A 1,134-nucleotide genomic window follows, 5' to 3' on the forward strand; every position below is an offset into this window, starting at 1 on the left:
GCAATGGTGTCCACAGTAGTGACCCATTATTAAACAAAACTAAACTAAATAATCATAATCCTCATCATGCGCATACGCGTGAGGAAAATCCGATTTCGGTGTATGAGCAGGAAATCGGCAGGTTCACCGATATGATTCGGGACAACATGTTGGACTGGCTTAGTGGCGAATACTTTGACGAGCCGGACGGTATTATGATTGCTGCTATTCGTGAGGCAGCGGTACATGAAAAACGCTCATGGAGTTATGTTGAGAGAGTTTTGCAAGCATGCTTGAGGGAGAATGTTCGGACAGTTGCGCAGTTTGAAGAGAAAAAGCAGGCGTTCCAGGCGCGTAAGCAACAGGAGCAAGCAAAACCAAAACATAGGCATTTACACGTTGTACGTAATGAAGAGCTGAAAGAAAAACCTGTTGTTGAACGGGAACCGATTGATTTGCTTGAAATGGGAGGATAAACAGCATGGGGGAAACAAAAGTACCGACCGATCAGCAGGCAGAAATGAGCGTTATTGGCGCAATGATGAACAGCGAGGAAGCACTGGATGAAGTGATGTCCATTGCTGATGAGGATTATTTTTACTACGACGTTACGCAGAAAGTGTTTCGGCTACTGGTAGATTTATCAGCAACAGCACGTCCGGATGTACAAGCTGTGCTGAAGCGACTTGATGACACGAAAGAAAAGGCGCTTGTCCGTCAAGCCGACCAAATGTGGAATGGGATGCAGGCTTTTCAGCATCAGTTGCGCGATTTAACCGAGACATATCGCAAGCGCCAGTTTTACTATATCGCAACCAAAGCCGTGCAAATGACGCAAGAGCCAAGTGCCACAGCTGAAGATATCTCAAGCGTAATGGAGAAGGGAATCGGCACAATTTCGTTTGAAGATAGTCGCGAGGATATCATCGCACCAAAGGACTACGCCAAAGAAGGATTGGAGCAATTCAAGCAGCGGTTTGAAAAGCCGGAAGAAGGGTATGGCATTCGCCTATCCCATACGCTGGCGGGTGGCCGTGTGATGGGATTCCCGTCGCTGGATGATACGTTTATGGGCCTGCGTGGCGGAGATTTGATTTTGCTGGCAGCACAGAGCGGACATGGGAAGACGGCACTGGCGCAAAATTTAAGCCGGAT

Annotated in this window: 2 protein-coding genes; both read left to right on the forward strand. The window is 47.7% G+C overall.

What is annotated here, in order from left to right:
- Positions 1-455: DnaD domain-containing protein (locus BLR88_RS18860; protein WP_139185047.1), on the forward strand; the 455-nt coding region annotated here is incomplete at its 5' end.
- A 5-nt stretch (positions 456-460) separates the two neighbouring features.
- Positions 461-1,134 (forward strand): DnaB-like helicase N-terminal domain-containing protein (locus tag BLR88_RS18865; RefSeq protein ID WP_139185048.1); only part of this gene is annotated, 674 nt, incomplete at its 3' end.

It is taken from the genome of Aneurinibacillus thermoaerophilus (assembly GCF_900099925.1).
Taxonomy (GTDB): Bacteria; Bacillota; Bacilli; order Aneurinibacillales; family Aneurinibacillaceae; genus Aneurinibacillus; species Aneurinibacillus thermoaerophilus.